The 26478-nt window shown below is 41.2% G+C and carries 17 protein-coding genes; 5 read left to right on the top strand and 12 right to left on the bottom strand.

Annotated elements, in window-relative coordinates:
- Positions 1 to 20: 20 nt before the first annotated feature.
- From VXK47_RS08190 to VXK47_RS08175, 4 genes are all read right to left on the bottom strand, one after another.
- Positions 21 to 953 (bottom strand): methylenetetrahydrofolate reductase, encoded by a 933-nt coding sequence (locus VXK47_RS08190; RefSeq protein WP_435548286.1) that lies wholly within the window; start codon positions 951 to 953, stop codon positions 21 to 23.
- A complete protein-coding gene (locus VXK47_RS08185) occupies positions 950 to 1618 on the bottom strand; it encodes a methylenetetrahydrofolate reductase C-terminal domain-containing protein (RefSeq protein ID WP_435548285.1) in 669 nt (222 codons plus the stop codon). Before VXK47_RS08185 ends, VXK47_RS08190 begins: the two co-directional genes overlap by 4 nt.
- A gap of 111 nt (positions 1619 to 1729) precedes the next feature.
- Positions 1730 to 2164, bottom strand: a complete 435-nt coding sequence (locus tag VXK47_RS08180; protein WP_435548284.1) for a hydrogenase iron-sulfur subunit — start codon at positions 2162 to 2164, stop codon at positions 1730 to 1732.
- Positions 2161 to 6591 carry an NAD(P)-binding protein gene (locus tag VXK47_RS08175; protein WP_435548283.1) on the bottom strand — a complete coding sequence of 1477 codons (4431 nt, stop codon included), beginning with the start codon at positions 6589 to 6591 and terminating at the stop codon, positions 2161 to 2163. Before VXK47_RS08175 ends, VXK47_RS08180 begins: the two co-directional genes overlap by 4 nt.
- Before the next feature lie 263 nt (positions 6592 to 6854).
- Here VXK47_RS08175 and VXK47_RS08170 point away from each other — a divergent pair, with 263 nt between their 5' ends.
- From VXK47_RS08170 to VXK47_RS08160, 3 genes are all read left to right on the top strand, one after another.
- Positions 6855 to 8390: a PAS domain-containing sensor histidine kinase gene (locus VXK47_RS08170; protein WP_435548282.1), complete on the top strand. Its 1536-nt coding sequence runs from the start codon at positions 6855 to 6857 to the stop codon at positions 8388 to 8390.
- Positions 8391 to 8488: 98 nt separating this feature from the next.
- The gene (locus tag VXK47_RS08165; protein WP_435548281.1) at positions 8489 to 9835 is read left to right on the top strand and encodes a sigma-54-dependent transcriptional regulator; all 1347 of its coding nucleotides are present in this window, start codon (positions 8489 to 8491) and stop codon (positions 9833 to 9835) included.
- 4 nt (positions 9836 to 9839) lie between these two features.
- Positions 9840 to 10397, top strand: coding sequence for an archaemetzincin (locus tag VXK47_RS08160; RefSeq protein WP_435548280.1), 558 nt, complete (start codon positions 9840 to 9842; stop codon positions 10395 to 10397).
- On the opposite strand, the gene VXK47_RS08155 is transcribed toward VXK47_RS08160, so the two are convergent.
- The gene (locus VXK47_RS08155; protein WP_435548279.1) at positions 10386 to 11309 is read right to left on the bottom strand and encodes a hypothetical protein; all 924 of its coding nucleotides are present in this window, start codon (positions 11307 to 11309) and stop codon (positions 10386 to 10388) included. The genes VXK47_RS08160 and VXK47_RS08155 overlap by 12 nt on opposite strands.
- A 246-nt stretch (positions 11310 to 11555) precedes the next feature.
- Complete coding sequence (locus tag VXK47_RS08150; RefSeq protein ID WP_435548278.1) at positions 11556 to 12545, bottom strand: glycine cleavage system protein H; 990 nt, start codon at positions 12543 to 12545, stop codon at positions 11556 to 11558.
- Positions 12546 to 13362: 817 nt separating this feature from the next.
- Here VXK47_RS08150 and VXK47_RS08145 point away from each other — a divergent pair.
- Positions 13363 to 15831 carry a Lon protease family protein gene (locus VXK47_RS08145; protein ID WP_435548277.1) on the top strand — a complete coding sequence of 823 codons (2469 nt, stop codon included), beginning with the start codon at positions 13363 to 13365 and terminating at the stop codon, positions 15829 to 15831.
- Between the two features lie 47 nt (positions 15832 to 15878).
- On the top strand, positions 15879 to 16733 hold the full coding sequence (locus VXK47_RS08140; RefSeq protein WP_435548276.1) for a universal stress protein: 855 nt from the start codon (positions 15879 to 15881) through the stop codon (positions 16731 to 16733).
- A gap of 386 nt (positions 16734 to 17119) precedes the next feature.
- Here the strand turns inward: VXK47_RS08140 and VXK47_RS08135 are convergent, their stop codons facing one another.
- The 6 genes from VXK47_RS08135 to VXK47_RS08110 form a co-directional block, all read right to left on the bottom strand.
- Complete coding sequence (locus VXK47_RS08135; RefSeq protein ID WP_435548275.1) at positions 17120 to 17983, bottom strand: methylenetetrahydrofolate reductase; 864 nt, start codon at positions 17981 to 17983, stop codon at positions 17120 to 17122.
- A gap of 218 nt (positions 17984 to 18201) precedes the next feature.
- Positions 18202 to 19707, bottom strand: a complete 1506-nt coding sequence (locus VXK47_RS08130) for a sensor histidine kinase (protein ID WP_435548274.1) — start codon at positions 19705 to 19707, stop codon at positions 18202 to 18204.
- Positions 19704 to 21182, bottom strand: coding sequence for an ATP-binding protein (locus VXK47_RS08125; RefSeq protein WP_435548273.1), 1479 nt, complete (start codon positions 21180 to 21182; stop codon positions 19704 to 19706). Before VXK47_RS08125 ends, VXK47_RS08130 begins: the two co-directional genes overlap by 4 nt.
- A 337-nt stretch (positions 21183 to 21519) precedes the next feature.
- Positions 21520 to 22653 carry an ABC transporter permease gene (locus VXK47_RS08120; RefSeq protein ID WP_435548272.1) on the bottom strand — a complete coding sequence of 378 codons (1134 nt, stop codon included), beginning with the start codon at positions 22651 to 22653 and terminating at the stop codon, positions 21520 to 21522.
- Position 22654: 1 nt separating this feature from the next.
- Entirely contained in the window at positions 22655 to 25402 is a 2748-nt protein-coding gene (gene rbbA, locus VXK47_RS08115; RefSeq protein WP_435548271.1) for an ABC transporter ATP-binding protein/permease, read from the bottom strand.
- The gene (locus tag VXK47_RS08110; RefSeq protein WP_435548270.1) at positions 25399 to 26472 is read right to left on the bottom strand and encodes an HlyD family secretion protein; all 1074 of its coding nucleotides are present in this window, start codon (positions 26470 to 26472) and stop codon (positions 25399 to 25401) included. The genes rbbA and VXK47_RS08110 overlap by 4 nt, the downstream gene beginning before the upstream one ends.
- Positions 26473 to 26478 lie beyond the last annotated feature (6 nt).

Here is a 26478-nt window from a genome sequence, read left to right as displayed (position 1 = left end):
AAACAAATATTGTGGATACATTAATCTACTGCAGGTCTTGGATAAAGACCGGCGCTTTCTACTATTTCAGGAACCTTTTCTTCCCATTCAATAGCCATTATATGAAAACCCTTAACACCTTCAACCTCTTTTAAACGCTGAATCGACTCAATACATATCTTTATTCCTTCATCAGGTTGTTTATCTTTTGGAGTGTCGGACATTCTTTTTACAACTTCATCAGGAACATCCATTCCGGGTACCCTGTTTTTCATATATTTTGCCATGCCCGCTGATTTTAAAGGGGTAAGCCCTGCAAGAATATAGACTTTCTCATGCAGACCTCTATCGCGGGCCATCTTCATCCACAGCTCAAACTTGTCAAGATTATAGATGCACTGTGTCTGGATAAATTCAACACCGGCAGCAATTTTTTTTGCAAGGCGCGGAACTCTTATTTCAAATGGATCGGCAAAAGGATTGGCAGCAGCTCCGACAAACATTTTCGGCGGACGCTCTATATCAGCTCCTCCTAAAAATTTTCCTTCATCGCGCATATGCCTTGCTGTCTGAATAAGCTGCATTGAATCAAGGTCATGCACATTCTGGCCCTGGGCACAATCTCCAAAACTCTGATGATCTCCTGAAAGGCAAAGAAGATTAAAAATATCAAAGGAAGCCGCACCCAGTATATCGCTTTGTATCGCAATTCTGTTTCTGTCCCTGGTTACCATCTGGAGAACAGGTTCAAGCCCCATCAATTTTAATTTTATACATGCCGCAAGGCTGCAAAGGCGGGTAACTGAAGTCTGATTGTCTGTGATATTTATAGCATCCACATGGTTTTTAATAAGGTTTGCTTTATGTTCTATATGACTGATATCGCTGCCACGCGGAGGACCGCATTCCGAGGTAACCGCAAAATGGCCTGCTGCAAGAATCTTTTCAAGTTTACTTGGCGTTTTGCAATTCATAACTGCACATCCTCCCTTGCAACTTTCCGGGGTCCTCCGGCTCTGTCGGCAGACCAGTCTTTCAAAGGAATAATAATTTCAAAATCATCAATTCTGCCAAGCGCTTTTAAACGGTCGACTATCAACTGCCAGGCGCAGTCAAGATCCTTGCTTATTTCGCACTTACCCTTTGTTGATCCGCCGCAGGGACCATTTAAAAGCCTCTTTGCACATCTTGATACAGGACATATACCGGCAGTTTTTGAAAGCATACATTTCCCGCAGGCCTGACATCTTTCGGTCCAGAGACCGCGTTTTTCGGTAACACCAAGAAAACAGGTATTAACACCCGGATGCACAGGAACGCTCTGGTATTTTTCAGCCACAAACTGCACTCCAACACCGCATGCCAGAGATAAAACCGCATCATATTTGTCCACGCTGTCACGAATTTCTTCAAGATATTCGTGATCACATTGACGTTCCGGGGTTATCTCATCTATTTTTATTTCTTTGCCTTTATTTAAAAAATACATCCTAAGTGCAGAAGCCAGAATCCCAACCTCCTTTTTGCCGCCGGCCTCACAGACTGTGACGCATTCATTGCAACCCAGTATCAGAATTTTGCTGTAGTTTTTCAGATCCTCGATAATTTCTTCAATCGGCTTTTTATCAGCTACAATCATATGTCGCGCCCTTTCTTTTATTTATATTATGATGGTAAAGATAATCAGTTTTCTGCACTGTGAGTTCCCGGAATTAAATAGTAGTATTATGCTCACATAATATAAGGACTTTTACGCCGCTTTATTTTTAGCGGCAATTTTAATCGGATTCGGGCCAAGTTTTCTGATAAGCTCATCCATCTCAACTGCGTACTGTGCAAATCTTGGACCTTCAGCAGAAGAAAGATTTCTCATCTGAACCCTTTCTCCTCCTACTCCTATTACATCTAAAATCTTTTGAGCCTGTTCGATTCTCTTTCTTGCTCTCAAATTTCCGCTGTTGTAATGGCATTCACCTTCCATGCAGCCTACCGCATATACTCCGTCAGCTCCTTTTTCAAAAGCCCTCAGGATATGAATAATATCGACTTTGCCGGTACATGGAACTCTTATAATTTTGATATTGGTAGGATAGTTTAATCTCATGGAACCTGCCAGGTCCGCAGCAGTATACCCTCAGTAATTGCAGCAAAAAGCAATTATTATGGGTTCAAAATCCTGATTCATATTACTCCTTCCAGCAAAGCTTCAACCTTGCTCAATATCTGATCATCCTCATACCAGTTCAATTCTATTGCCTTTGCCGGACATTCGGCCGCACACACTCCGCATCCGTGACAAAGAGCAACATCAATTTCACTCACTCCTTCAGCATTGATTTTTGGTACACCATAAGGACAAGATCTGACGCATATAAGACATGATGCACATTTTTCTGCTTCAACATAGGCGGTAACGGCAGATAGGGTCAATTGATCCTGAGAAAGAAATGTTGTTGCTCTGGAAGCGGCAGCCAATGCCTGAGAAATTGACTCTGTAAGCAATTTAGGACTGTGAGCCGTTCCGCAAATAAAAATTCCTTCAGTAGCCATATCTACAGGCTTAAGCTTAACATGCGCCTCCAGAAGATAGCCTTCGGCATTAAGAGCAAGTTTTACAATGGAAGATAATTCAGAGATATCCGTGGGTCTCATCCCGGCACTTAAGGCAAGAATATCTGCAGAAACTTTAAGACGGCGGCCAATAATAGAGTCTCTGAACGTTACCATAAGCCCTTCTTCCGTTGACTCAACTTCAGGCATCTCATCAAGGCTGTAGCGGAAGAAGAGGACACCTTTTCGCCTTGCTTCCGTGTAATAATCCTCAAGAAGTCCGTACATTCTGATATCTCTGTACAGAATATAAATATCGGCATCAGGATTAATATCTTTGATATGAAGTGCATTTTTGATCGCGCTCTGGCAGCAAATCCTTGAGCAGTTTGGATTCTCATCATTTCTTGATCCCACACACTGAATCATTACTATGCTGTCAATGCTATCGGCATTACTTTTGTTTTCAAGCTGGCCAGCAAGTTCTACCTGTGTCATCACTCTTTCATCCTGTCCGTATAAAAACTCGGTGGGAGTATATTCATTTGCTCCGGTAGCAAGAATCACAACACCATGGTCAATTTTTCTTTCATACATGCCAGGGCCCACAATTACTTCTGTGGTAAAATTTCCCTTAAACCCTGTGAACCCGACTATAAGAGATTGGGTTAAAACCTGAATTTTGGGGTGACCGGATACTTTTTTTATAAGATCTGAAAGGTACGGGCCTATTTTTTCTCCTTCAATGGTTGCGGTAAGCTTATTCGCCATACCTCCGAGCTTAAGTTCTTTTTCAATAATCACAGTTTCAAAACCCTGATCAGCAAGGCCGAGCGCTGCAACCATGCCCGAAATTCCTCCGCCTATAACAAGAGCCCTTTTATTAACAGGGATTTTCTTTTCACAAAGAGGATTAAGAGTTGCCGCTCTGGCAACCGCCATTTTGACAAGATTTTTTGCCTTTTGGGTAGCCTTTACAGGATCATTTGAATGAGTCCATGAATCCTGATTGCGTATATTCGCCATTTCAAAAAGATATTTATTCAAGCCGCAAGCTTGCAAAGTATCCATGAAAATTCCTTCATGGGTTTTTGGAGTACATGCTGCAACAACAACTCTGTTTAGATTTTTCTTTTTTATGATTTCTTTCATTCTGTCCTGGGAATCCTGGGAACAGGTAAAAAGATTGTTTCCCGTAAAAACCACATTCGGAAGTGTTAAAGCATATTCGGCTACTTCATTTACATCAACTACACCGGCAATATTTATGCCGCAATTGCAAACGAATACGCCCGTTCTGGGCTCTTTGCCTGTTAAATCAATTTCATCAGGTATCTGTATGGTTTTTGTTCTTGTGCCTCTTGCCGCATCCAGCCTGCTGCCTGCGGCACAGGCAGCAGCGCTGGCTTCAATAACGGAACCTGGGATATCCTTTGGACCCTGAAAAATTCCGCAGGCATAAACTCCCGGTCTTGATGTTTCAACAGGCGTAAACGGCTTGCTTTGGGCAAAGCCATACTTATCCAGATCAATATTTAAGCGCTTTGCCATGTCTATCGTCGACTGGGGAATCTTAAGGCCTACGGACAGCACGACCATATCAAATTCTTCTTCATGCATCATGCCTGATTCATCTGCATATCTTATAATGATATTTTGGCTTTCTTTTACTTCCTCCATAGTATGAATACGCGCCCTGATAAAACGTACTCCGTCTTTATCTTTTGCCTTGTTGTAATACTTTTCATAATCTTTTCCAAAGGTGCGCATATCCATATAAAATACTGCGCAATCAAGATTTATGTGAGAATGCTCCTTTGCAATCATAGCTTCTTTTACTGCATACATACAGCACACAGACGAGCAGTAACCATTCCCGCATTTATTGTTATCTCTTGAACCGATACACTGCAACCATGCAATTTTTTCAGGCTCTTTGTTATCAGAGAGCCTCACAAGATGCCCCATAGTCGGGCCTGATGCGCTTAATATTCTTTCAAATTCAAGACTTGTTATTACATTGGGATTTGTCTTGTAATGATACAACTCATCAAGAGGCAAAGGATCATAAATATCGGTTCCCGGACAAAGTATTACCGAACCAACCTCTATTTGTTTTTCTTCAGCTTTCTGGCTGTGGTTAACAGCATTTGCAAGACAGGCCTCTACGCACTGAAAACACTCGCAGCAATAACCGCAGTTAAGACATCTTCCGGCTTCAGCTTTTCCGTCTTCTTCATTATAGCCAAGCTCAACCTCCTTAAAATTACCGGCCCGCTCTTCTACAGAAAGCTCAGACATTACAGCCCTTGTCTTTATAGTTTCGTCTTCCGGAACAGGTCTGTATACAGGAGCTTCGTTTTTAGCAGTCTCACGGCCTTCGGCCATATCTATCCCGTCTAAATATCTCAATATAGATTCTGCAGCTTCTTTGCCTGCTGCAATAGCTTTAATGGCTGTGGCCGCACCTGAAGCAGCATCACCTCCCGCAAATATTCCGGGAAGATTTGTCTTAAAAGTAACCGCATCAACAGAAATAGTCCCCTTTCGGCTGAGTTCAAGCTTTGTCGGCAGATTTGCCTTATCAACTCCTTGACCTATAGCCATTATAACATTATCAGTATATACAATAAACTCCGATCCTTCAATCGGTATTGGACTTCGCCTGCCGCTGTTGTCCGGTTCTCCTAGTTCCATACGGATACAGCGTAAACCGACAACCTTGCCGTCTGAAGTCAAAACTTCCTGGGGTGCGGCAAGATAGGTTATTTCGGCTCCTTCGGTTTCAGCTGCATGAATCTCTTCTTCCCATGCAGGCATCTCGGCGCGGGTTCTTCTGTAGATTATATTAACCTTTTCGGCTCCAAGCCTTACGGCGCACCTTGCAACATCTATGGCCACATTGCCGCCGCCTATTATCGCAACTTTTTTGCCAACTTCGGATTTTCCGGTTAGATTAACTTCTCTTAGGAAATCAACGCCCTGACGGACTCCTTTGGCTTTTTCTCCGGGTACGCCAAGATCAAGACCCTTGTGTGCGCCGATTGCAATATAAACCGATTTGTAACCTTGTGCAAAAAGATCATCAATTGTCAGATCAGAACCAAGAGCTGTGTTGGTTTTAATTTCAACGCCAAGATTTGTTATTACTTCTATTTCATTATCAAGGACATCTCTTGGAAGTCTGTGCTCCGGTATGCCGACCCTTAACATTCCTCCTGCTTTGGGAAGAGCTTCATAAAGGGTTGAAAGCACTCCTTTTCGCGCAAGATGATATGCGGCAGAAAGTCCTGCCGGACCTGATCCTATGATGGCGACCTTTTCATTTCTTTCGGGAAGCGTTTTGATCTCGATTTGTCTCGGATCGAATTTATCCGCGGCAAGACGTTTAAGGCTGCGTATTGCAACAGGATTATCCACATCGCACCTGCGGCAGGCGTCTTCACATCCATGCGGGCATATTCTTCCAAGAACACCGGGCAAAGGCAGATCCTCCATGATTATCCGGAGAGCCTCTTTATATTTGCCCTGGCCGACCATCTGTACATAACCCTGGACATTGAGCCCTGCCGGGCAAGCCAGTCTGCACGGAGCCTTATCGCTTTTCTGTATGGAATATGCTCCGGGAATAGCCTGTGCGTATTGCTTATAAACAGCTCTGTTTTTTGAAAGGTTTTCATCATATTCATTAGATAGAATTACAGGACAAACCTTTGCACATTCTCCGCAGCCTGTACATTTTGAAATATCTATAAAGCGAGGATTTTGTTTTACAGTTGCAAGAAAATTTCCCTGTTCTCCCTCAAGTGTAAGGAGTTCTGAATTCATAAGAAGTTCAATGTTTAAATGCCGGCCGACCTCGACCAGTTTAGGAGAGATAACTCACATCGCACAGTCATTTGTGGGAAAAGTCTTGTCAAGCTGCGACATGAGGCCGCCGATGGCGGATGATTTTTCAAGCAGATATACATAATATCCGGAACTAGCAAGATCGAGGGCGGACTGCATTCCCGCAATACCTCCCCCAACAACCATAACAGATCCAACAACTCTTTCAGCCATGCGGTGCTCCTTATTATCTAAGAATAAAGGTATAAAACTCCGGTACCAGCTGATTAGTATCTATTGATATTTTGTTATCAGGAATATATTAACTGAATCTGATTGTTTTTTGAGCGGTTTAATAAAATATATAAGATACCCTGTAACCAGTCAAGCAAAAATAATAGCTTTTTAGTATACATTATTTTAATCTTGAATCTGATATTTCAGCATGCTAAAAATATTAGATAAAATATAAACTACAGATAAGGATTATCTTCACGATGCCGTATTCATCTCATCCCATTATCAATATAGCTCTTGTAGGCGGAAGTGAATTATGCAAGGAAATTCTTGAAAAAACCACTTTATATTTTAAACAGCAAGGCGTCCAGGATACTCCCATTATTGCCGTTGCGGATCCTGACACCCAAAGTCCGGGCATGTTGTTTGCGAAGGATAAAGGTCTTATTACACTTGCCGACTATCATGAGCTTTATGATATCTCATACAACATACAACTGATAATAATTTTAAACCCTGATCCGAAAATCCTTGAAGACATTTTAAAAACAAGACCTCCCAGAATACGCATCCTTTCGAATCATGTGTTTGAAATTTTCTGGAAGGTAATAAATTATGAAGGACGAAAACTAAGAGAACAGAATAAAGCCATGGAAACCATTATAAACGGTATCCAGGATTTCATATCTGTAATTACGCCTGATATGACAATTGTTGATGCCAACGAATCCCTGCTTAAGGGCATTGGTCGTTCGGGAAATGAAGTTATCGGACGCAAATGTTACGAAGTTCTTCAAAAAGATTCTTCAGCATGCACAAGTAATGGGATGTTATGTCCTTTAGATGAAGTTATACGTATCAAAAAACCGGTTCAACAGATAAGAACACATATAGACCGTAAGAATAGAGTCCGTCATATTGAGGTTAATGTATATCCCGTCTGGGGGAAAAACGGAAAGATCATAAAATTTATCCAAATAAGCAGAGATATAACGAAGCACAAGGAAGAACAGGAAGAGATTACAAAGCGCCTTGAAAAAATGGTCGAGGAACGCACAAGCCAACTTAAGGAAACTCATGAAAAATTAATCCATAAAGACAAAATGGCTTCTTTAGGCAAGCTTTCCGCTTCGGTAGTTCACGAAATCAACAATCCCATAGCAGGGGTCCTTAATCTTACTATACTTATAAAACGCATGATTCAGGAAAACCATTTTGGTGATAAAGATATGGATGAGATTATGCGTTATCTTAATCTTATGGAAAAAGAAACAAGACGGACAAGCAGAATAGTATCTTACCTTCTTGCCTTTTCAAGACAGAACAAGATGGAATTAAAGCCGTTAAGTTTCAGCAAACTTATCGAGCAAACTCTTTTTTTAAATTCAAACCTTATAAAAATAAACAATGTAAAAATCAAAAACAAGCTTGATCCAAATTTACCGGATATTATTGGCTCGGAAGATCAGCTCCAGCAGGTTATCATGAATCTGATATCGAATGCTGTTGAATCAATGGAATCTAAAGATGGGGGTATTTTAACTATTGAAACAAAGCATTTCCCGAAAAAGGGTAGTATTTTAGCAACATTTAAAGATACGGGTATAGGAATTACAAAAGAAAATCTGACTAAAATATTTGAGCCTTTTTTTACTACCAAAAAACAGGGTAAAGGTGTTGGGCTTGGCCTTTCCCTTGCTTATGGAATTATTCAGGAGCATGGAGGTTCCATAAATGTGAATTCCAAAGAAGGAAAAAGTACTACTTTTAAAATTGATCTTCCAATAAAACGTTAATTAAAAACAATCTTCTATTAACTGACATATTCGGCTGAGTATATTCTTTAATGCCCAGCCACGGATATACTACTCCCTTAAACTGTGGAGGTTCATTGATGAGCAAAGCACGGCTTCTTATTGTTGATGACGAGCTGATAATGAGAGAATCTTTGGCCGGATGGCTTCTAAGAGACGGCCATGAGGTTGAAACTGCTGCAAGCGGGGAAGAAGCTCTTGATAAAATCAAAGAGACCCGCTTTGATATACTGTTTGTAGATATAAAAATGGAAGGAATAAGCGGTCTTGAAGTATTAGAAACGGTTAAAGGAAGTGACCCTGATGTTGCCATTGTTATGATTACGGCATATGGTTCCATACAAACCGCGATCGAAGCAATAAAAAAGGGTGCATATGATTATCTTCTAAAACCTTTTGATCCGCATGAGCTTGGAGTTCTTATCGAAAAAATCCTGGAAAATCAGGCTCAGGCAAGGGAAAATCTTTATCTCAGAGAACAATTCAAGGAGACAACAAGGTTTGAAAGCCTGATAGGTCAATCCATGGCAATGCAGGAAGTATTCGAACTTATACAAAATGTTGCTCCTTTAAATACTACGGTGCTTATTACAGGTGAAACCGGCACCGGAAAAGGTCTGGCTGCAAAAGCCATACATACACACAGTCCGAGATGCCAAGGCCCTTTTGTTGTGGTTAATTGCGGTGCTATACCCGAGAATCTGATGGAAAGCGAACTTTTCGGATACCAGAAAGGAGCATTTACCGATGCTAAAACTACAAAAAAAGGCCGTCTTGAGATGGCCCATGGAGGAACACTCTTTCTGGATGAAATCGGAGAAATAGGCATGCGAATGCAGATTGATCTGTTAAGGGTGCTTGAGGATCGGATATTTTACAGGGTTGGAGGTACTCAGCCGATTGAAACGGATTTCAGGATTATTGCAGCCACAAACAGAACTCTTCAGGAAGCTATCACAAATGGTACATTCAGAGAAGATTTGTATTACCGGTTGAATGTTGTTTCATTTAAAATGCCCTCATTAAGAGAAAGGAAGGAAGATATTCCGCTATTGGCCGATCATTTTCTCCATCGTTTTACACAGGAAACAAACAAGCAAATTGACCGTATAAATCGTGATGCAATGGATGAAATGATGCTTTATGACTGGCCGGGTAATGTCAGAGAGCTTGAAAATGCTGTAGAACGATCTGTGGTCATAGCAAAAAAAAGAACCATTATCCCTCAGGATTTGCCCATTTTCCGGTCTGATGCAATCTGTATTCCATCTGCAAACAGTCTCGAAGAAATCGAAAAAACTCATATTAACAGAATGCTTTCCGATAACGAATGGAATATTTCCGCTACGGCCAAAGTATTAGGTGTTGACAGGTCAACACTATACAGCAAAATCAAACGCTACAATATAAAAAAAGCCTTAGTCTAAAAGCTTGAAGATAGATTGCGAATATAAAATCATCATTTCTCCAATCGGAAATATTGATGCAGAAATAATAGGGTCTGTTGAAAAGGGTATAGCCGGCATATTCGGTTTTCAGACTATAATTCTGCCATTAATAGAAGATATAAGCTTTGCACTTGATTCGGGCCGGAACCAGCATAATTCCACATCAATCCTTGGAAAGCTTGAAAGCTGCACACCTGAATACGCACTCAAAGTTCTTGCAATAACAAATGTGGATTTATTCATTCCGATACTTACCCATGTTTATGGTGAAGCGCAGCTTGGAGGAAGGACATGCATAGTTTCAACATACCGGCTGAAAGATTTTACTTCAACAATGCGGGCCACTATCTCTTTATCCGCAAGAATGGTCAAAGAGGCGATCCATGAACTTGGTCATACATTTAATCTTCTGCATTGCAAAGATCATTCATGCATAATGCATTATTGCCGGACGGAAAATGACGTTGACCGGAAATCGGATCAGTTGTGCAGATACTGTAAAATACTTTTAGAAGATGGAATTAAAAAATTAAGTTCTTAAAAAAAGCCGGGTTAATCTCTCCCAGCCCAACTGAGGTATATTTCCGTAAATATTTTCAGCAAGATATCCTCCGTCGGTATTTAAAAGATGTCCGGATTTTTCGATAGTGCTGTATAGAAGATTTACTTCTTTATCAATGAATTTTTCTGATTGATCGGCAATGTAAAGATTTTTTATATCATCTTTTAATTCTTCAGAATGAAGCCTTAAAATCCATCCGTCAGTATAAGGGTTTTTTCCGGCTGATTTTGCATCTTCTCTTATGTTCGGATTTATATCGGTAATAACACCGCTCACAGGTGAAAGCAAAGAAGCTGTCAAATTACCGCGTTTTATGATAATCTGCGAGCTGTTTTGCTTCATCTGTTTTCCGATAAGTGGCGCTTCAATGTGTTCAAGAGGGCCAAAAACTTTAAGCGCAAAATCATCAAGACCTATTCTCACAGTTTTTCCTTCTTCTATTTTAACCCATGCATGCCCTTTATGCAGATAGTATCCCTGAGGAATACTGAATCCATGAATATTTAATACTTCAACAGGATTAACTGTGGCATGAACAGTATACTGATCTAAGAAATACTGGTCGAACTCGCAGTTTATACACTTGTAATCATGGCTGCAGCTTCTGAAATCCATCCGGCCTTTCATGTGGTGTATGCATGGCCTTTTTGATACAGGCAGTTCTTTTAATTTATCCATCCAGTAAATAATTTTTTTATCCTTTTTGCCTTTGGTATTACTACCTTCTGAAACACTGCTGTTTGCATCTGCCATATTAGTCATGGTTCTGTCAAACTGGCAATTCGCGCAATCATAAAAAGCTTTGCAATACTTGGAGCGTACAACTCCAGCCTGCATCCAGACACATGGAAAGTGGTTTTTCTTTTCTTTTTTTGATCGGAGAGATTCCATTTATACCCTCACTGTAACAAGGTTCCCTGATGTACATAAACATTAACTTATTTTGTCAGGTTTGATAATATTTATTAATAAAAATTAAATGCAGAATATCGTATAAGGAATTTCAAATTATGAAACTAAAGGCGGGGTGTAAAACCCCGCCCTACACTATATTTGCCGTAAAACGGTTTTGCCAATAATCTTCTATCGTAGGGCGGCATTTTATATGCCGCCACAGATAGTGGTTATCTGCCTAAATCATGTCTTAAGAAAAGTTTTTGTGAGATTCTTCCAGTCAAGACCCGGAAGATTTCCATATATGTCTTCCATAAAATAACCGCCATCAGCAGCAAGTGGTCCTGCAACTTTTTCAACCATCCTTTCAAGTTCAACTACTTCTTCACTAATCCAGGAAAGACCGGCTGTATCATCCATAAGTTTTTTAACGGTTTCCTTGATATCCGGCGAACGCACCATAAAAAGCCAGCCATCTCCATAAGGTTCATGATTGGCGATTTCGGGTTTTTCCCTTACATTGGCATTTACTTCAACTATTACTCCGTCAACAGGAGAAAGAACATCAGCCATGTTATCTTTTCGTCTTAATCCCCATCCAACAGCTCCCTGGTCAAACTCTTTTCCAATTAGCGGAAGCTCAAGTGCATCCGCCCTGCCTAATAATTTTAAAGAAAAATCATCCAGCCCGATTCTTATATATCCTCCGCTTTCAATTCTTGCCCAGGTGTGTCCGTTATGAAAATAATATCCTACCGGAACATCAAAACCTTTAATTTGCTGGATCTCACCGGGTACCGTCTTGTTTTTGGTTGTCCAGACATCTTCAAAAAACTGGTCAAAATCGCATTTTGCACATTGATAATCATAGGCGCAGGCCCTTTGTTCAATCCTGTTTGTGAGGCTGTGCCTGCAAACCCTGTTCAGATAAGGTTTCTTTCTCATTGCATCCTGCCAGCTGATTCCGTTTCCTTTTTCAACTTTTTTGCTCATGCCCAAATCATATTTACAAGTAGTGCAATCATAAAAATTATTGCAATCTTTATATTTCACAAGGCCAGCCTGCATCCATATGCATGGATTGGAAGTGTGCGCACTTTTATCAGGTTTTACCTTCCAGGTTTGTCCTCCCAAAACGGTTTTTATTTCGGTTGGATTCGCATCTTTCGCATCACCTTTTTTATAGGTTGATCCATATCCCAGACTGCTTCTTTTCTCTTTTTGAGTGGTCATGTTTTTCTCCTTTGTATTTTATTATATATAATTTATTTAGTTAGTTCTGTTTTTATGTTTATTTTATATAGAGCAATGTATATGCCAACATGTTCAATTATGAGGTAATAACTTTTAACTAATTGAATATACAATAATATCAAAAGATATATCTGCTTAATAAATCGAAAACTATAAAATTTATAATATGATGGATTTTGCTACACTGTGGCCAAGGCGGGGTAATATATAAGATAATAATATAAATATGATTAGCATTTATAAATAGTTATAAAGCTGTTGGATTTTACGGCATAAATAAAGCCATGCTGTTGCATATTACAGCAGTATGGTTATATAAAAGTCTTGCTAAAGCGTTTACTATAAAATCAGTAAACCCAAAATTGTGTTTTGCCAATATAATTTTCACTTATGCCGGTATTCCTTTGAATTTAATACAACAAACCAAATGCCACAGCAAAGAATTATCTGACAGGATTGACAGGATTAACAGAATATTTATCAGACCGCCAAAACAAACTTTTTCAGCTGAATAAAAGTTCTTCGACCGCCTATATACCCTTAAGGACAATGCTCTAAAAAATTTCTACTAATTTATTAGCACCTATTACCTCAAAATCCACCGGAACCATAAACAACATTATTCTATAACTATTTTATACTGCGCATAAAAAGATCTCTTTTTTGCTCAAATGAATATTAAAAAAACTTGCCGGGATGGTATTTGGTGGTACAATATTTTAACAAGTATACTAAAGTCATAAAACCCGCAAATGCGATAAGCCTATAAACCATCAAAACATAAAGGATGTCAACAATGCGCGAAACAGAATTAAAACCAATTCAATTATATCGGAAATGCCAGCTTGACGATTTGCCTTTTGAAACCACGGATGATTTTGAAGACATCTCTATGGCAGCTCATGTGGTCGGTCAGCCTAGGGCCGAACAGGCTCTGCATTTTGGTGTCGGGATTCAGCGCCAGGGATATAATATCTTTGCTCTTGGTGAGCAAGGCACGGGCAGACACACCTTTATCCGGGATTTTATAAGTCAGCGTGCCGAACACGAACCTGTTCCCGAAGATATCTGCTATGTAACTAATTTTGATCAAAAGCATGTACCCGGTCTCTTAACCATTAAAGCAGGCCAGGGCAAATTATTGGCCAAAGATATGAAACATTTGATTGAAAATATCCGGCATGCCATGCAGACGGCCCTTGAAAATGAAGAATATCAGAACAGGGCCCAGTCTATTACCCAGGAATTCCAGGAAAAACAAAAGCAGGGTTTTGAAGAAATACGTAAGAAAGCAAAGGAAAAAAATCTGGTGGCGATGCCCACACCAAGCGGTCTGGTATTTGCCCCAATTAAAACAGATGAGGAAGGAACATATACCCCGGAAGAATATGAAAAACTTCCTAAAGAACAAAAGAGCAAAATCGATCAAAATATCGAAGAGATGAGAAATGAAGCCCAACGTTTGGTCCAAAATTTTCCTAAATGGCAAAGGGAAGTTCGCGAAAAAGAAAAAGCTTTTATGCGGGAAGTAACAGAATATACCATTGACCCCTTAATCAATGAATTGAATGAAAAATACACAACTAATGATTCAGTGAGCCACTATCTTAAGGCTGTCCGTGACGATTTAGTTCAAAATATCATGCAGCTCTTTCCCGCTCAACAATCTATGCCACAACAACAGATGCCCGGAGATGCTGCTGCCGGCATGGGCGAAAAGCCCGAAAATCCGGCTGAACGCCGCTATCATATCAATGTTCTTGTGGACAACAGCGAAACAAAAGGAGCACCGGTCATATATGAAGAAAATCCAACCTACCAGAATCTTTTCGGGCGGGTTGAACACCTTGCTCAAATGGGCTGGTTAATTACCGATTTCACCATGATCAGGCCGGGCGCAATCCACCGGGCTAATAGTGGGTATTTGATTTTAGACGCCCTTAAGTTGCTGACTGAACCCTTTGCCTGGGAAGGATTAAAACGGACACTAAAAACCGGAAAACTCAAAATAGAATCCATCGGCCAGATGTATAGTATGATAAGCACAGTTTCCCTTGAACCTGAAGCTTTGCCAATCAAGATAAAAGTAGTTCTGATCGGTATTCCGTACATATACTATATGCTAAGAGCGTATGATTTTGATTTCGGCGATTTATTCAAGGTTTCTGTAGATTTTGCCAGGCAGATGAACAATAACCGGAAAAACCAGCATGAATTTGTGCGCCTTTTGGCAGGTATTGTGCGCCAGGAAAAGCTGCTGCCTTTCAAGCGCGACGCAGTTGGCTTAGTCATTGAACGCGGCAGTCGTACGGTGGGAGATGCCCACAAGATGTCATTGCATATGGAGAGCATCATAAATTTGCTGCGTGAAGCTGATTATTGGGCGCAGCAAAACGGAAATTCATCTGTTGACGCAAATGATGTGCAAAAAGCCGTAGATGCAAGGATATACCGCTCTGACCGCTTGCGGGAAAGTATGCAGGAACAGATCGATAGAGATATCGTAATGATTGATACAAAAGGAAGCTCAGTTGGCCAGATAAATGGTCTTTCCGTTATATCACTGGGTGATTTTGCCTTTTCCCGTCCCAGCCGTATCACTGCCAGGATACGACTGGGAAAAGGAGAAGTAGTGGATATTGAGCGTGAAGTGGCCATGGGCGGCCCCATCCATTCCAAGGGAGTATTGATTTTATCCGGTTTTCTGGGAGGACGTTACGCTTTGAATAGTCCGCTGTCTTTATCCGCCAGCCTGGTTTTTGAACAATCCTACGGAGGTGTGGAAGGTGACAGCGCCTCTTCGGCAGAATTATACGCACTGCTTTCTGCCATAGCCGATGTTCCCATCAAGCAATCTTTTGGTGTTACAGGGTCGGTCAATCAATACGGCCAGATCCAACCCATCGGCGGTGTAAATGAAAAAATCGAGGGATTTTTCGATGTCTGCAAAGCAAGAGGCCTTACCGGAGATCAGGGCGTTCTGATACCGGCTTCCAATGTACAACATCTTATGTTGCGCAAAGATGTGATTGATGCCGTTGAGAGCGGACAGTTTTGCATTCATGAGGTAAAAACCATTGATGAAGGTATTGAAATTTTAACCGGTATGGTTGCCGGAGAGCCTTCTGATGCCGGTGATTATCCGCCTGACTCATTCAACAATAAAGTACATCAAAGATTAAAAAAGTTTGCAGATACAGTAAAGCAATTTGCCCAAAAGGACAATGATACCAAAAAAGAAGAAGTTACATCAGCAAAACCGTAATCCGTTTTTGTATTTTACCAACCCATAAGTAAAAAAGGGATATACATATGACTGAACAAAATAGACGGAGATCGCCAATTCAAAATATAATGGTTTGCCTGGATGCTTCCTCCTCGAGCCTGAATGCATTACAAACGGCTGTGGATCTTGCATTCCGTTTTAAAGCAACAATTGTTGGATTGTTTGTGGAAGACATCAACCTGTTGCGCCTTGCAAATTTACCTTTTGCCAGGGAAATATGCTTTTATTCCTCACAATCCCGTGAACTCAAGCTGCCTGAGATAGAATTACAGCTTCGTGTTCAAGCCGAAAGAATCCGCAGGACATTTATTGAAATAGCTGAAAGAGCAGGCGCTTCCTGGAAATTTCGGAACGTAAGAGGAACCGTTACCGGTGAAATACTTGCCGCAGGCACTTCGACAGATCTTGTAGTGCTGGGGAAAACCGGACGTTCTCTTCCAGGATTCAGACGTTCCGGCTCAACAGTACGTCAACTCCTGTTGCAGCGTCGTGGCATGACACTGATAATGGAAACCCGTATTCATTTTTTGCATAAACCGGTTGCAGCAGTATATAATGGTACCGGATCCGGGCAAAAAACGCTGGATACGTCCGTTTATCTGGCACAATCATACGACGCACCGCTAACAGTTATATTACTCGGTGACAGTGATGCCGATATTGAGCATAAGCAGCGCCGGGCAGAAGAAATGTTGCAGTACTCGGGTATAAGAGTAGACTTCAGGCATCTTATCAAGCCAATAATGGCCGAGTTATCCGTTTACATAAGACAGGTAGAAATGGGACCGGTAGTTCTGCCCAACATGGAAGATCTGTTTGAAGGTGAAGAACTTTGCGGCCTGGTGGAAGAAATTGATAATCCGGTGCTGCTGATCCGCTAGCATCTCTTTTAACGCCATACTCAAGGGGAATAATAAGACATATGACAGAATCAATAAGTTTTACTCTAAACGCAAAACCAGCAGCCATCAATACGGACGGTAATCGGGAATTTCCTTTGGGCACTGCACACCGATATAACCATGTAACAGTTTAGTCCCTATTTTCCCCACGATTATCAAGACATCAGCTTGAGTCGTTGTACAAAATGGGAGCATTGGGTCAAACCTTGAACAGTGATTATATCCTGGCTGTGATTCTAAAATCACAATTCAAGGTTTAAATCCGAATCTTCGGACAACCATGTATCACGAAAAAAACCGTTCCAACCGTTCGAATGGTTCGAGCAGTTCAAACGGCTGGAACGGTTAGATAAAGGTTTCCTGCCTCATTCCAATATCTCAGAGAGTTTATTTTCCCATCCAAGAGTTGAAACAAAAGCTCCGGCAAATCCTTCATTTTTAAGCATTGAAACAGTTTCGGAAGCGATTTTTATACATTCACGCACTCTGTCGGGAGCTTTCCGGATACGTTCAATTATAGCATCAGGAATAATTATGTTGTCCATATGTTGTTTTATATATTTTGCCATTCCGGCAGATTTCAATAAAAGTACTGTAGGAAGTATTTTCGTTTTTGAAAGGTCGATTCTTTCTAAAAAAGGTTTAATACAGTTTACATCAAATAAAGCAGGCGTTATAAAAAATTTTGCTCCAGCTTCTATCTTTTTGGCCATAATTTCAAGTTCAAGTGTTAAAGCATGCCCGCTGGCTCCTGAGTTGATGGTGGAGCCGGCAATAAATCGTGGAGATCCGGAAAGCTCAATACCCGCCATGTCTTTACCGTTATTCAAACTGTTTATTGTGCGAATAAGCTCGATCAAATCAAGATCGTAAACAGCCTTTGCCTCATGATGATCGCCAAAACGCGGTTCTTCACCACTAACAGCCATAACATTGTCAATTCCTACGGCTCCTGCTGTAAGCAGATCAGCCTGTAACGCAAGCCTGTTGCGATCTCTGCAATTTACCTGAAATACAGTTTCCAACCCATTTCCGTTTAATATTAATGCACCTCCAAGAGAGCTCATGCGCATTACAGCATTACTCATTTCAGGCACTACAAAAGCATCAACAATTCCTTTAACTCTTTTAGCGTTAGCCAGCATCAAAGAAACATCAACTCCCTTTGGTGGTTCCAATTCAGCCAAAATTGCAAAATTCCCTATTTCCAGCTTGCTTTTAAGGTTCATATACTTCCTCCCGGATCAGACTTTTCAAAGAATAGAAAATATTAAAGCCAATATATCAGCTAAAGATTTAATTTTATCATAACCGTCTTCTTCCTTCGACATTCATTCCCCCTTAAAAAAGGGGGATTAAGGGGGTTGTTTCCTTGTTCAATATTCTATATTCAAAATATATTCATATAGTTAATATAGATCAATTTACTTAACACAAATGCTCCGGATCACCGATTCCCATGATCACCTATGGGAAACGCAACTGTAAAAACGCTTCCTTTGCCGGGAGTGCTTTTTACAATTATCGAGCCTCCTATATCTTCCAAAAGGCCTTTTACTATTGGAAGCCCAAGGCCGGTGCCTGTTATAAATCTTGTTTTTTCATTTTTTATCCTGAAAAATTTATCAAAAATCTTATCAATATATTTTGGGTCAATACCAAAACCATTATCTTTTACTTCTACGACAAGATTCTTTTCTTCAGCAAATGCACTGACAATAATTTCTCCTCCTTCCTGAGTGTAATTGATAGCATTTGCAATAAGATTTCCGAATATACTTTCAAGAGCCAGAGGATCGGATTGGACTGAAGGAAGGGTGGTTTCAGGCAAATTCAGCTTAATAGACTGTTGTTTGCCTTTGGTTCTCGTACTGAGAAAATCTACAATATTTTTAAGCAACGTGCTTACACATACAGGTTTTAGCTCATTGCATACCATGCCTGCTTCAATACGCGAAAGATCAAGAAGATCGCCAATAAGAGAAATGAGCCCGCTTGTTTTTTCCTTGGCCCGGTTAAGAAGTTGCCTTTCACCATTTGAATCCTCGCCCGCCATGTCGTTTAACACAGAAGCTAACTGCTCATGTATAGTTGAAAGCGGAGATCTTAATTCATGGGAAACTTTAGCTACAAATTCTGACTTGAGTCTGTCAAGCATCTTTAATGCGGTAATATCTTCAATGGATATAACTGCTCCGAGGCATTCATTTTCATCTCCAACTACGGGTCTTATCCTTGCCATTAAATATTTATCGTCACTGGTGGAAAACTCATAAGGCGGAATATTTCCTGCATCATCATAGCTGCATTGCGAAATTCTCATGACAAGCGAACAAAAACCTTCGTCTTTAACATAGTGTTCTATATGCCCATCAGTTGAATCAGGATAAAAATCCAGACCTAAAAGCTTTAGAAATGCCGGGTTCATAAGCGCAACATGGCCTGTTGAATTGGTTACGACAATTCCGTTGGGAAGAGATTCAATTATGGTTCTTATGCGGCTTTTTTCGGTTCCAAGATCGGCTAAAGTCCTTTTTCTTTCAAGCTCAAGGATTTCGGCTTCAAAGGTCAATCTTATCTTTTCTAAAGCTCTGTTTACTATTATTCTTAAGTGCTCAGGCTCAAATGGTTTTGCAACAAAATCATATGCTCCCTGTTTCATGGCTTCAATAGCGGTTTCTACAGTAGCATATCCGGTAATCACTATTACCAGAATATCCGGATTTTTTCCCCTGATCCGCATCAGAACCTGCATTCCATCGAGCCCTGGCATTTTTAAATCCAGAAGAACTATTGAAATATCTTCTCTATCCAGAATATCAAGCGCTATATCTCCTCTTTCAGCCGTAAAAACCTTTAAACCCATCCGGACAAGAATTCTTTCTACTCCTGCTCTTATGCCCTCTTCATCATCAACAACAAGAATATGTATTGTGTCCTGATTTTTTTTCAATCTGTCAATCCTCCCTTATCGGGAATAGCTGCAGGAAGCTCAATTACAAAAGTCGTGCCTTTATCCTTAACACTTTTTGCATAAATTTTTCCTTTGTGATTATCTAAAATACTGTAGGCAAGACTTAATCCTAATCCGGTTCCTTTACCTTGTTCTTTTGTTGTGAAGAAAGGTTCAAAAATGTGCGGCAGGATATTTTCCGGTATTCCCTGCCCTGTATCCGATATTTCCACAACCACAATATCTTTTTCCGGATGCCTGTAGCTTTTTATCGTAAGTTTTCCTTTTCCTTCCATTGCATCTGCAGCGTTTAAAATTATATTCATAAAAACATGATTTAACTGTTGTATATCCCCATATACTTCCGGAAGAGATGGAGAAAGATCTTTTTCAATTTTAATATTATGAAAAAGTGTCTGATTTTCAAACAGAAACAATGTGCGGGAAATTGCAGTATTTATGTCATGCGAACGCATTTCATGCCGGGTCTGGCGGGCAAATTCAAGCAGTTCCTTAACTGTATCACGGCATCTCTGCGCTTCCTTAAATATTCGTGTAAGATCATTGCGGGCCCCTTCTTCAAGATTGTATTCTTCAAGAACAAGCTGGGTAAAAAGGGTAATGCTGCTTAAGGGATTGTTTAACTGATGAGCCACACCTGCCGCAAGTTTTCCAAGAGATGCCATCTTTTCCGACTGAAGAATCTGTATCTGGGCTTTTTCAAGTTCTTTTTTCATTTTTATAGTATCACGCATATCGTGAAAAAAGCCTATTGTTGCGACTTCGCGTTCATCTTCGTAAACTATGGAGGCGTTTAAGCTGATAGGAATTATTTCACCGTTTTTCCCGAGTACCTCCGTTTTGTAAGATTTCAGTTTTCCTTTCCCTCCACATTCGTCGCTTCGAAGCCTTCGCATCACCTTTTTTGCTCCGCTACCGGGATATACTTCACGTATATTAAGATTATCTAAAACATCCTTTATGTTATAACCGCCTATTTTAGCTGCGGCATCATTAAAAATAAGAATTTTACCCTCCATATCAGCTGCTATAACTCCATCGACCGAGCTTAGAATTAAATTTCTCAAAAAAGCGTTTGATCTTTTAAGTTTCTCTTCAAGTCCTTCAAGCGCAGGAAAATCAAAATCCACAATAACAAGAGCATCTATTTCGTTCTCTGATAATATCGGATAAGAATAAAGACAAAACATTTTATCCTGTTCTATCATGCCTTTCTTATCCATCAAGGCAGGTTTTTTCGTTTTAAGCACAATTACTGCCGGACAATTATCGCAGTATGAATCCAGGCCAAAAAGGACCTTGTAGCAAGGTTTGCCTATGAGACCATGTTTTATGCTCTGGCATGAATCGCTATTAATGGCTATAACATTAAAATCAGGTGAAATAACAAGAAGTTTACGTTTAAAGGAGTTTATGGCTTTTAGCAGGTATTCATTTTCTTTATTAGATCGCATTTATTTATTTCCCTTATTGTTGCTAACCTCATACAGAACGAAGTCGTTGTGATTAAAACGAAAATAAAGTTATGAATAAAAAATGCATTTAAAATTGAAGGTTGTGAATATATAGTTTTAGATTATCTTATTTAAGTCTATAAACGTAAAAAAAGCAATTAAAAGTTTGTTTATAGATTTATTTAATCAAAAAGCCGTATATCAATGCCATTGAATTAAGAATAAAAAATAATTATAATTTAAACATAACATACTAATACAACTTAATATATCTATATATAATATTTAAGGCAACTAAAAGCGCTTGAATGGAACCGGGAATAACCGAAACTTTTGCTCAAGTCTGCATCTGGGCTATGGCTTTGCGGAATCTTGCATGGGCTGCTCCGAAAAATACAAGACCTATTAAAATAATGGTGGCAAAACGCGGCCAAACAATATCGATTCCTGCGCCGCGATAAAGTATAGCCTGTGCTAAGGCGACAAAATGTGTTGTTGGCATAAGAGACATAAGATTCTGGATATATACCGGCATGCTTTCTCTTGGAGTAACCGATCCGGAAAGTATCAGTATCGGAAGTAAAACAAGAATAGTCAGCAAACCCATCTGAGGCATGGATCTTGCCACTGTTCCCAAAAAAATGCCCATGGAAGTTGTGGCGAAAAGATACACAAGGGTGCCGCAAAGAAACAGCGGAATCGACCCGGCGATTTCAACTTGAAGAATTAACCGGACCATCACATACAATGAGAATATGGTAGCCATAAGTACGACGCAACCCATTGACCAGACTTTGGCGGCCATAAGCTCAAAGGGGGAAAGAGGCATAACCAGCAAATGTTCGATGGTACCGTGCTCGCGCTCGCGAATAAGAGCCGCACCAGTCAGCATGATGGATAGCAGTGTAATATTATTCATTACTTCCATAACAGACATATACCACACCTGCATCAGGTTTGGGTTAAAACGCATACGCACTTCCAGTTTAACAGGCCCTTCCTCAAGTGAGCGGTAACGCCGGACAAATTCGCTCAGCTCTCCGTTTATGATAGTTCGTATATAACCTGCTCCAATGAATGCCTGTGACATTTGTGTGGCATCGACATTTACCTGAAGAGCCGGATTCTTACCGGCCAGAACATCACGCTGATAGCTTGGCGGAATATTTAACACAAATATATAGTGTCCCCTATCCATTTCCGGATCTGTATCATGCTGGGTGATAATATCCGGTTTCTTGAAATGGGGGCCGTAGAATGCGCTGATAAAACGCATGGAAAGTTGAGATTTATCTTCATCTATGATAGCAATCGTCGCCTTGTGAAGAGTATCCGGCTGGTTTTTTGCTGAAATATAGACACCAAAAGTAAATACCCAGCCGATCAGAAACAGCATAACCCAATCACGTGAAAGACTGCGAAACTCTTTCAGTCCCAGGTTCCAGATATTGGACAAACTGTTGCGGCTCATTTTACTTCTCCTGTTTTTTCAAAAAGATTAAACACATTCCGAGCAATACGGGAATAGCGATCAATAAAGGAATGAAGAAGATATAAAGGTCTTTAAGGCCAAGTGCTTTAGAAAACACACCGCGGCATATGATCAAAAAATGTGTGGTGGGATACATGTTCCCTATCCATCTGGTAACGCCTTCGGAAGAAGACACAGGATTTATAAGGCCTGATAATTGTACTGCAGGAAGTATTGTGGAAATGGCCGTACCCGACATAGCCGCTATCTGGCTCTTTGTGAAACCGGACATAAAAAGTCCCAGGCCTGTGGCCGCTGAAACGTATAATAAAGCTCCCAGAGTTAAAGTGAGCAGGCTGCCTTTTACAGGTACATTGAAAACAAAAACAGCTAAAAGTATCATAAGAACGAAGTTTACCATTCCCAATGCGATATAAGGGATTTGTTTGCCTATTAGAAATTCAAGCCGCGTTACCGGGGTTACGTAAAAGTTGGTAATAGATCCCAGTTCCTTTTCACGCACTACTCCCAAAGCAGTCAGCATCGAAGGAATAAATATCAGCAGCAAAGGTATCACAGCCGGTACCATGGCATTTAAACTTCTTACTTCCGGGTTATAACGATAACGTACTTCTATGTTTGCCTGCCCGGAAGAAGGAACCGCGCCATAGGTGGTTAACATAAGGTAATTAATGTAAGAATAGTGCATGCCTGTAACATAACCGGATATTGTTTCGGCTCTGTTAGGCATTGCTCCATCTATCCATACACCAATTGAAGGATGCTGTCCTGCAGCAAGTTTACGCCCGAAGCCGGGTGGTATCTCCATGGCTAAGCTGATTTCTCCATTTTGCATGCGGCGTTCCAAATCAGCATAATTAAGTATCGGATCATGTTCAATAAAATATCGTGATCCTGCAATATTTAAAGTATATTCATGGCTGGCAACGCTCTGATCAAGATCCATAACTGCAAAGGACAGGTCTTCCACGTCAAGACTTATACCGTAACCCATAATAAACATTAAAATAACTGTTCCCAAAAGTGCTAACGCCAGGCGTATTGGATCTCTGCGCACTTCCAAAGTCTCGCGGTAAGCATAGCTGATCATGCGTTGCCAGCTGAAGGCCTTTCTTGCCGGAATATTGTTTTCAGGCAAAGATACGGATTGGGTTTGAGAAACTTCTTTTGCAGTATCGTCTGTCTTTTCCAGTCCTGCTTCTTCAAGATAGGATATGAAAGCATCTTCTAATGTACCACCTTTTGAATGCTCAATATTTTCCGGTGTATCGCTTGCTAAAATACGACCCGCATGCATAAGGGAAATACGGTCACAGCGTTTGGCCTCGTTCATGAAATGCGTGGAAATAAACAGTGTAACCCCGTCTTTGCGGGATAATTCAATAATTAATTCCCAAAAACGGTCACGGGCCAGCGGATCGACACCCGAAGTCGGTTCGTCAAGTATCAGTATTTCCGGTTTATGGATAACCGCCGCGGCAAGAGAAAGACGTTGCCGCATACCACGGGGAAGACTTTCGGGAAAACTGTCTTTTATCTGTTCAAGGTCAAAGCGCTCCATCATTTTTTTAACGGTAGCATCAATCTCATTTTCAGGTATATGAAACAACCTGGCATGGAGTTCCAGATTTTGCAACACCGTCAGTTCGGAATAAAGTGAAAAAGCCTGAGACATATAGCCGACACGCCTGCGGCTGTCTATGCTTTTAGGATCTACAGGTTTTCCGAACAGGAATGCTTCACCATCGCTTGCCGGCAAAAGACCGGTCAGCATTTTCATTGTGGTTGTTTTACCGCAGCCATTTGATCCTATAAAGCCGAATATTTCGCCTCGCTCGATTCGAAGATCAACATGATCCACAGCCACAAATTCGCCAAAACTGCGTGTAAGACCGCGCGCTTCAATAGCAACTTCACTGAGATCCGCCCGCCTCGGTTGAATAAGGACATCACGGTGTTTATCAGCATTCGGTAAAAGCGCAATATAAGCATCATCAAGGTTATTCTTTCCGGTTTGCTTAAGTATTTCGTGTGGCGTGCCGGTTGCAAGGATACGGCCTGAGTTCATGGCAACCAGCCAGTCAAAGCGTTCGGCTTCTTCCATATAAGCTGTTGCAACTATTACACTCATACCATAGCGTCGTCCGCGGATACGATCAATCAGTTCCCAGAACTGGTGGCGGGACAAAGGATCCACGCCGGTTGTAGGCTCATCTAAAATCAAAAGATCAGGATCATGAATCAGCGCACAGCATAATCCGAGTTTCTGCTTCATGCCTCCGGAAAGCTTGCCCGCAGGCCTTTGTGCAAAGGGTGCCAGACCGGTGCTTGCCAGCAGTTCGGAAATACGTTGTTCCCGCTCATTTCGATTATGACCGAATAATCTTCCAAAGAAATCCACATTTTCGAACACTGAAAGCGTCGAATACAGGTTCCTGCCAAGCCCCTGCGGCATATAGGCAATACGCGGACATACATTGTTGCGGTGTTTTGCTGAGGACATATCACCGCCAAGTACTTGTACACTACCTGTCTGTATAGAACGCGCCCCTGCTGCAATTGCAAGCAGTGTAGATTTTCCAACACCATCAGGACCTATAAATCCGATTATGCGACCGGATGGAATTTCAAGATCTATACCATCCAGCGCCGTTTTATTACCGTAACGATGCGTTACAGCTGTGAGCTTCGCTAACGCGGATTCTGCTTTTTTATCGGAATCATTCATTGAGGAAGCCTTACATTCAGATTTTCAGGCCATGGGATGTCCTGATTCAGACGCACATATGCTACTCCCGGAAGGCCTGTTTTGACCTGCTCTTTATACTGTTTCAAAAGCGACGGATCAATTTTAGCTTTGACCCTGAAAACAAGTTTTTGCCTTTCGCTGGCCGTTTCAACGGTTTTGGGCGTAAACTGGGCTATGCTGGCTACATAAGATATCTTTGCAGGCACTACGTATTGTGGTGCGGCATCGACAATAATCCGAACATCACTGCCTATGGCAAGCTTGCCGGCAGCTCTTTCAGGAAGAAAAAATGTCATGTATACATCTTCAAGGTCAACAAGGCTTACCACCTTGCCTCCGCTGCCAACCACTTCTCCTGGTTGAACTATACGATACTGCACACGGCCGTCTCTTGGAGCTTTCAGGATGCTGTCATCAATCTCAGCGTTGATTCTTTCAACATTGGCAAGCGCAGCCTCAATAGCGGACTGGGCCTGTATAACCTGAGAACGTGCAGCCTCAATTGAGGATTGAGCTGCTATCACCTGCGACTGGGCTGCAACAAATGCAGCTTTGGCGCTTTGCATCCGGGCGCTGTCATCATCGACTTCCTGAGCTGATACTGCATGTTCTGCAACCAGTATTTCTGAACGTTGAAGTTTTTTTTGGGCAACTAAGAGCTCACTTTCTCTCTGAACTGCAATTGCATGTGCAGTCGCCTTCTCGCTTTCCCGCTGGGCAACTATGGCCTGCGCCGTAGCCTTGGCATTCTGAGCCTGACGCACCTGGGCCTGGGCTTGAATAAGATTGGCAGTCAATACCTGGGTATCCATTCTGGCTGCAACCTGTCCTGCCTTAACCATGTCGCCTTCATCAACAAAAATTTCCTTGATTCGACCGGCGGCTTTGGCTGCAACATCGATTTCGGTAGCTTCAACACGACCGTTTCCGCTGGCAAAGTTTGAGTCCGGATCACGTGGCTTCAGTATCCACCATAGCCCAAACGCGCTTGCCGCAAGAATAAGTATAACAATAAATCTTGTCGACATTTTTTTGATTAGCGTATTCATATACTC

The organism is Desulfobacterium sp. N47 (genome assembly GCF_051233685.1).
Lineage (GTDB): Bacteria > Desulfobacterota > Desulfobacteria > Desulfobacterales > RPRI01 > RPRI01.
The sequence above is the reverse complement of the archived record's forward strand: the minus strand, read 5'-3'. Positions and strand labels throughout refer to the sequence as shown.